Genomic DNA, 6,890 nt, shown 5'->3' with positions numbered 1-6,890 from the left:
ACAGACCACCCGAACGAGCCACCCCCAAAATTTCCGCGCTTGCGCGGCCGGCCGAAGGGCCCGGAGGACTCAGAGGGCAGAAACGGCGATCATGCGTCGCAGGTCGGGCCTAGTTGCCAGCCGCGGCTGGCGGCTCGGTGAGCTTGTCGAGCGCCAGGTTCAGCCGGACGACGTTGACGGTCGGCTCGCCGAGGAACCCGAGGGCGCGGCCGGTGGTGTGCTCGTCCACCAGGTCGGCCACGACGGCCGGGTCCAGGCCGCGCTCGCGCGCCACCCGGTCGACCTGCAGCCGGGCGTAGGCCGGGGAGATGCCCGGGTCGAGGCCGCTGCCGCTGGCGGTCACCGCGTCCGCCGGCACGGCGGGCTCGTCCGGGGCGTCGCCGCGGACCGGGACGAGCTGGCCGGCCGCGACGTCCTGCGCCGGCTCGCGGCAGGTCACCGCGACGCCCTCGTAGTCCGCCAGGAACGGCGTCGCCGGGCAGATCTCGTTGACGCTGACGACCTTGGTGACGGCGCCCTGGTAGCTGGGCTCGGCGTGGAACACCGCGAGCACCGCGCCGACGCCGGACGGCGCGCAGTACGGCCGCGAGCCGTCGACGCCGTTCGCCTCCCCGACGGCCAGGCCGCGGGCGCAGACCTGGGTGAGCAGGCTCTGGCGACTCTCGTCGTCGGGGGTCGCCGGGTCGTCGGGCGTGTCGACGATGTCCTCGGGGCCGAGGTTCGAGGCGCTCGTCGACGTCGGGTCGTAGCCGTCGCCGGCGGCCGACGGCCTGGGCTGGAAGTAGCCGGGCAACGGGTTGCCGTCGGCGTCGGCGGCCAGCTGGCCGATCAGCGACGACCCGACGACGGTGCCGTCGGCGGCGTGGACGAGTGAGCCTTCCGCCCGGCCGTGCAGCCCGGGGATCTGGGCGATCGCCAGGACGGCGAACGGGTAGGCGAGGCCGCACAGGACAGTGAACACGAGCAGGGCGCGCAACGCCGCGAGATGGTGGCGGGCCCAGCTCGGAAGCCGGATGAGCATCTCAAATCCCCGGGATGAACTGGACGAACAGGTCGACGAGCTTGATGCCGAGGAACGGGGCGATGAGCCCGCCGACGCCGTAGACGAGCAGATTGCGGCGCAGCATCGCCGACGCGCTCGCCGGCCGGTAGCGCACGCCGCGCAGGGCGAGCGGGACCAGCGCGATGATGATCAGCGCGTTGAAGATGACGGCGGACAGGATCGCCGACTCGGGGCTCGACAGCCGCATGATGTTGAGCTTGTCGAGGCCGCCGTAGATCCCAGCGAACATCGCCGGGATGATCGCGAAGTACTTGGCGACGTCGTTCGCGATCGAGAACGTGGTCAGCGCTCCGCGGGTGATGAGCAGCTGCTTGCCGATCTCGACGATCTCAATGAGCTTCGTTGGGTTGGAGTCGAGGTCGACCATGTTGCCGGCCTCCTTGGCGGCCGACGTGCCGGTGTTCATCGCCACGCCGACGTCGGCCTGGGCCAGCGCCGGCGCGTCGTTCGTACCGTCGCCGGTCATCGCGACCAGCGCGCCGCCACGCTGCTCCCGCTGGATGAGCGCCATCTTGTCCTCGGGCGTGGCCTCGGCCAGGAAGTCGTCCACGCCGGCCTCGTCCGCGATGGCCCGCGCGGTCAGCGGGTTGTCGCCGGTGATCATGACGGTCCGGATGCCCATGGCGCGCAGCTCCGCGAACCGCTCCCGCATGCCCTGCTTGACGACGTCCTTGAGCTGGATGACGCCGAGCACCCGGGTCGTGGGCTTGCCGGGCCGGCCGAGCGCTGGCGAGACCTTCTCGGCGACGACCAGCGGCGTGCCGCCGGTCGCGGCGATCTCGTCGACCAGCTCCAGGACGCCGGCCGGGATGGTGCCGCCCTCCTCGCGCACCCAGTGCAGCACCGCGCCGGAGGCACCCTTGCGGATCGCCCGCCGGACATGAGCCCGGTCCTGGCTGTCAGGGGTGTGGGCCCGGTTTTGGCCGTCGGGGGTGTGGGCCTGGTCCTGGCCGTCAGGGGTATCGGCCTGGTTCTGGCCGTCGGGCGCGCCGTTGGTCTCGTCCTCGCCGTCGATGAGGTCGACGCCGGACATCCGGGTCTGCGCGGTGAACGGGACGAACCGGGCGTGCCCTAGCTCACCGGGGCCGCGTGCGCGCAGGCCGTGCCGCTCCTTGGCGAGGACGACGATCGAACGCCCCTCGGGCGTCTCGTCGGCGAGCGACGAGAGCTGCGCGGCGTCGGCCAGCAGATCCGGGGTCACGGACCCCACCGGGAGGAAGTCCGACGCCTGCCGGTTTCCAAGGGTGATGGTGCCGGTCTTGTCGAGCAGCAGCGTGTTGACGTCGCCGGCTGCCTCCACGGCGCGGCCGCTCATCGCGAGCACGTTGCGCTGCACGAGGCGGTCCATGCCGGCGATGCCGATCGCCGAGAGCAGGGCGCCGATCGTCGTCGGGATCAGGCAGACCACGAGCGCGACCAGCACGATGCCGGTGACGCCGTGCGCGTCCAGCGCGCTGGTGTCGCCGACGCCCGGCTGCTGGGCCTTCGAGAAGATCGCCAGCGGCTGCAGCGTCGCCACCGCCAGCAGGAAGACGATCGTGAGGCTCGCGAGCAGGATGTTCAGCGCGATCTCGTTCGGGGTCTTCTGCCGGCTGGCGCCCTCGACGAGCCGGATCATCTTGTCGATGAAGCTCTCGCCCGGCTTCTGGGTGATCCGGACGACGATCTGGTCGGACAGGACCTTCGTGCCGCCGGTGACCGAGGAACGGTCGCCGCCGGACTCGCGGATGACCGGGGCCGACTCGCCGGTGATCGCCGACTCGTCGACGCTCGCGACGCCGGCGACCACGTCGCCGTCGCCCGGGATGATCTCACCGGCCTCGACGACCACGTGGTCGCCGAGCACCAGCGCCGGCGCCGGCACCCGCTCGGCGCGGGCCGCGTCGACCGGGCCCCCCTCCCGCCAGCCGACGAGCCGGCGGGCGACCGTGTCGGTGCGGGTGCGCCGCAGGGAGTCGGCCTGCGCCTTGCCCCGGCCCTCGGCGACCGCCTCGGCGAGGTTCGCGAACAGGACCGTCAGCCACAGCCAGACGACCGTGAGCCAGGCGAACACGTCCGGGTCGGTGATCGCGAGAATGGTCGAGAACACCGCGCCGATCTCGACCACGAGCATCACCGGGTTGCGCCACAGCGTCCGCGGGTTCAGCTTGCGGGCCGCCTCGGGCAGCGAGCGGACCAGCTGCGCCGGGTCGAACAGCCCGCCGGCGCGGCGTGCCGCCCTGTGCGGCGTGCCCGAGGCCCGGTGCGCGCCCGGCGCTGTTCCCGGCACCGTGCCCGGCGTCGTGCCCGGTGCCGCCGGAGTGCCTTCGCCGCTCTTGTCAGGTGTTTCCATGCCCTTTCCCATCGCGGTCTGCCCAGGTGCGGCCGTTCTGCTCGGCCGGTTGCCCGAGCCGTGGCTGGTCATCAATGGATTCCTTCGGCGAGCGGGCCGAGCGCGAGCGCCGGGAAGTAGGTGAGCGCGACGAGGATCACCGCGACGCCGGTCAGCATCCCGACGAACTGCGGCCGGTGGGTCGGCAGCGTCCCGGCCGAGACCGGCACGGGGCGCTGCGCGGCCAGCGAGCCGGCGAGGCCCAGGACCAGCACGATCGGCAGGAAGCGGCCGAACAACATCGCCAGGCCGAGCGCCGTGTTGTACCAGGTGGTGTTCACCGAGATGCCCGCGAACGCCGAGCCGTTGTTGTTGGCGGCCGACGTGAACGCGTAGAGCACCTCGGACAGCCCGTGCGGGCCGGAGTTGAGCATCGAGGCGCGCTCACCCGGCAGCCCCATCGCCAGCGCCGTCCCGACCAGGACGAGCGTCGGGGTGGCCAGCAGGTAGAGCGACGCGAACTTGATCTCGCGGGTGCCGATCTTCTTCTGGAGGTACTCGGGCGTCCGCCCGATCATGAGCCCGGCGACGAACACCGCCACGATCGCGAGGATGAGCATGCCGTACAGGCCCGAACCGACGCCGCCGGGGGCGATCTCGCCGAGCGCCATGTTCAGGATGAGCGTGCCGCCGGAAATGCTGGTGTACGAGTCGTGGAACGAGTTCACCGCGCCCGTCGACGTCAGCGTCGTCACGGTGGCGAACGTGGCCGACTGAGGCACCCCGAACCGGCTCTCCGTACCCTCGGTCGCCGCGGTGACGGCCTCAGGGACGGTGCCGTGGTGGGCGAGCTGGAAACCGACGTTGACCGCCAGGCTCGCTATGGCCAGCGTCGCCATGACGGCGACGATCGCCAGCCCCTGGCGGGTGTTCCCGACCATCTTCCCGAACATCCGCGGCATGCAGAACGGGATGAACAGCATCAGGAAGATTTCGATCCAGTTGGTCCACGCGGTCGGGTTCTCGAACGGGTGGGCCGAGTTCGCGTTGTAGAAACCGCCGCCGTTCGTACCCAGTTCCTTGATGACTTCCTGGCTCGCGACCGGGCCGCCGGTGATGGTCTGCTCACCGCCGACGACGGTGCTGAACGTCCGGTTGCCGTGCAGGTTCTGGATCGCGCCGCCGGCGACCAGCACGATCGCGAAGACGAAGCTGACCGGCAGCAGCACCCGCAGCGTGCCGCGAGTCACGTCGACCCAGAAGTTGCCGAGCGAGGCAATTCCGTCTTGCGAGGCCTCCGAAGGTGCGAAGGAGGAAGATTTTCGCACCTCCTTCGGCCCGGGGCTGGACCGGGCGAACCCGCGCACCAGCGCCACGGCCACCGCCATGCCGACCGCGGCCGACACGAAGTTCTGGACCGCGAGCCCCGCCATCTGGACCAGGTGCCCGACGGTCGACTCGCCTGAGTACGACTGCCAGTTCGTGTTCGTGACGAAGCTGATGGCGGTGTTGAACGCCTGGCTCTGCTCCATGGCCGGCATGCCGAGGCTGAGCAGCAGGTGGTGCTGCAGGCGCAGGAATCCGTAGAGGAAGAGGATGCCGACGACGGAGAACGCCAGCACCGAGCGCAGGTACGCCCCCCAGCGCTGCTCGGCGCGCGGGTCGACGCCGACCACCCGGTAGAGCGCCCGCTCGACCCGGGTGTCGTTCGGGGTCGTGTAGACGTGGGCGAGGTAGTCGCCGACCGGCCGGTAGACGAGGCAGAGCGCCGCCACGAGCGTCACGACGAACAGGAACCCGGCCCAGCCGGTGCTCATCTAGAACCTCTCCGGGAACAACAGGGCGGCCACCAGGTAACCGGCGGTGACCACGACGAGAACCAGGCCGGCGATGTTCACGGCGTTCACAGCCGTTCCACCCCCCGGGCGATGAGCGCGAGCAGCACGAAGGCCGCGATCACCACGCCCACGAAAATCAGGTCGGTCATCTGTCCACAACTTCCCTCTCGGACGCATTCACGGTCCTTGAGTTATCTCTCTCGGTAACGGGTGAGATCGCCCTGGATGGTTCGGGTGCCCAACCACGACGAATCCCCCGTCGGGGGACCCGGCGACACATCGTGGCGCCGCCGCGGGGCTCCGAAGATTCTTCTTGACGCTTTGTCGACGGCTGGGGGCGCGCTTTGTATGGCCCTTTGACGATCGCGTGGCGGCCCGGCCGGGCGTCCGCGCCGCGCCGTGGCCCCCGTCACCTGTCCTCGCCCGCGCCGGCCGTCGCGGCGCCGCTCGCGGATCCCGCGCACGGCGAGTGTTCACACCTCGTTGACGCGCGAGGCGGAGACGTCCGCCCTGGTGGGGCCTATCGTGCGTTCCGGCCCTCGGGTCCGACAACGCGGCGTGGCCGGTCACGGGCGGGCTCCCGGTGCCCGGCCTGGCCACGGGCTGGTGGGCAGCCAGGGAGCTGGAGCGGTGAGTTGAGGCGTATATGGATGTTCGGCTGGTAACGAGGACGGGTGTCGAGCAGCACCCCGTCGAGGCGCTTGGCGCACTGCTCGCCAAGGTCGGCGCGGACGGGAGCGCCGACGGCCTGGACGGGGCCGGCGAGGCCGGGTTCGTCTGGGTGGACATCCCGAGCTGCGAGGCCAGCTCCGAGCTGGCGCTGCGTGAGGTGTTCGGCTTCCACCACCGGGCGGTCCAGGACTGTGCCGAGCGCAACCGGGTGCCCAAGACCCACTCGTACGCCGACCACGTCTTCGTCGTCCTGCACAGCCCCGAGAAGGGCGAGGGCGGGCATGTGCACTACATCGAGCTCGACCAGTTCGTCGGCCGTCACTTCCTGGTGACGGTGCACGGGCCGCTCAACCCGGCCGTCCCGCCCGAGGCCGCGCTGCGCGAGACCCGCGCCGTGCTTTCGCGGATGGAGTCCGGGCGGCTGCGGCCGGCGACGCCGTTCGACCTGTCGCACGCGATCGTGCTCGCGCTCGCCGCTAGCCAGGAGTCGTTCGTGGAGGCGCTGACCGCCGACGTGTGGAGCCTGGAACAGCGGGTCATCGGCGGGCACTTCGCCGAGCCGGAGGATTTCCTCGACGAGCTGTTCCGCGCCCGCCACGGCCTCCTCGCCGCTCGGACGATCAGCGCCCTGAACAAGGAGATCTACGCCCGGCTGGGGAGCCGGACGTGGGCGCTGCCCCCGGAGGCCAGGCCGCTGATAGCCGAGGTCGTCGAGGAGTTCGAGCAGGTCCGCGGCCTGGCCGACGTCCAGCGCGAGTACCTGCAGGGCGTCATCGAGTTCTACCGGACCCGGATCGAGACCAAGATGACGATCGCCGCGGAGCGGCTCGCCGTGATCGCCGCGATCACGCTGCCGATCACGGCACTTTCCTCGGTCTTCGGCATGAACCTGATCGTGAACGAGCGGACCCGGTCCTGGCAGCTGGCGATCGTCCTCGTCCTGATGCTCGCCGTGTCCGCCACGCTGCTGCGCTGGGCCCGCCGCCGCGGCTGGTGGTGACCAGCC

The 6,890-nt window shown here is 71.0% G+C and carries 5 protein-coding genes; 1 reads left to right on the top strand and 4 read right to left on the bottom strand.

Going from position 1 to position 6,890, the window contains the following annotated elements; genetic code table 11:
* Positions 1-109: 109 nt before the first annotated feature.
* The 4 genes from I6A81_RS27880 to kdpF all read right to left on the bottom strand — a co-directional run bounded on the left by I6A81_RS27880 (position 110) and on the right by kdpF (position 5,281).
* A complete protein-coding gene (locus tag I6A81_RS27880) occupies positions 110-1,021 on the bottom strand; it encodes a potassium-transporting ATPase subunit C (protein WP_203004184.1) in 912 nt (303 codons plus the stop codon).
* A 1-nt stretch (position 1,022) separates the two neighbouring features.
* A complete protein-coding gene (kdpB, locus tag I6A81_RS27875; protein WP_407661395.1) occupies positions 1,023-3,395 on the bottom strand; it encodes a potassium-transporting ATPase subunit KdpB in 2,373 nt (790 codons plus the stop codon).
* Positions 3,396-3,466: 71 nt separating this feature from the next.
* Positions 3,467-5,191, bottom strand: coding sequence for a potassium-transporting ATPase subunit KdpA (gene kdpA / locus I6A81_RS27870; RefSeq protein ID WP_203004183.1), 1,725 nt, complete (start codon positions 5,189-5,191; stop codon positions 3,467-3,469).
* Positions 5,192-5,281: a K(+)-transporting ATPase subunit F gene (gene kdpF, locus I6A81_RS45795; protein ID WP_203004182.1), complete on the bottom strand. Its 90-nt coding sequence runs from the start codon at positions 5,279-5,281 to the stop codon at positions 5,192-5,194.
* Positions 5,282-5,858: 577 nt separating this feature from the next.
* On the opposite strand from kdpF, the gene I6A81_RS27860 reads away from it, so the two are divergent.
* Positions 5,859-6,884 carry a magnesium transporter CorA family protein gene (locus I6A81_RS27860; RefSeq protein ID WP_203004181.1) on the top strand — a complete coding sequence of 342 codons (1,026 nt, stop codon included), beginning with the start codon at positions 5,859-5,861 and terminating at the stop codon, positions 6,882-6,884.
* The last annotated feature ends 6 nt before the right edge of the window (positions 6,885-6,890 follow it).

The sequence above is a fragment of the Frankia nepalensis genome (genome assembly GCF_016786325.1).
GTDB classification, from domain to species: Bacteria; Actinomycetota; Actinomycetes; order Frankiales; family Frankiaceae; genus Pseudofrankia; species Pseudofrankia nepalensis.
This window is presented reverse-complemented; position numbering and strand designations above follow the sequence as displayed.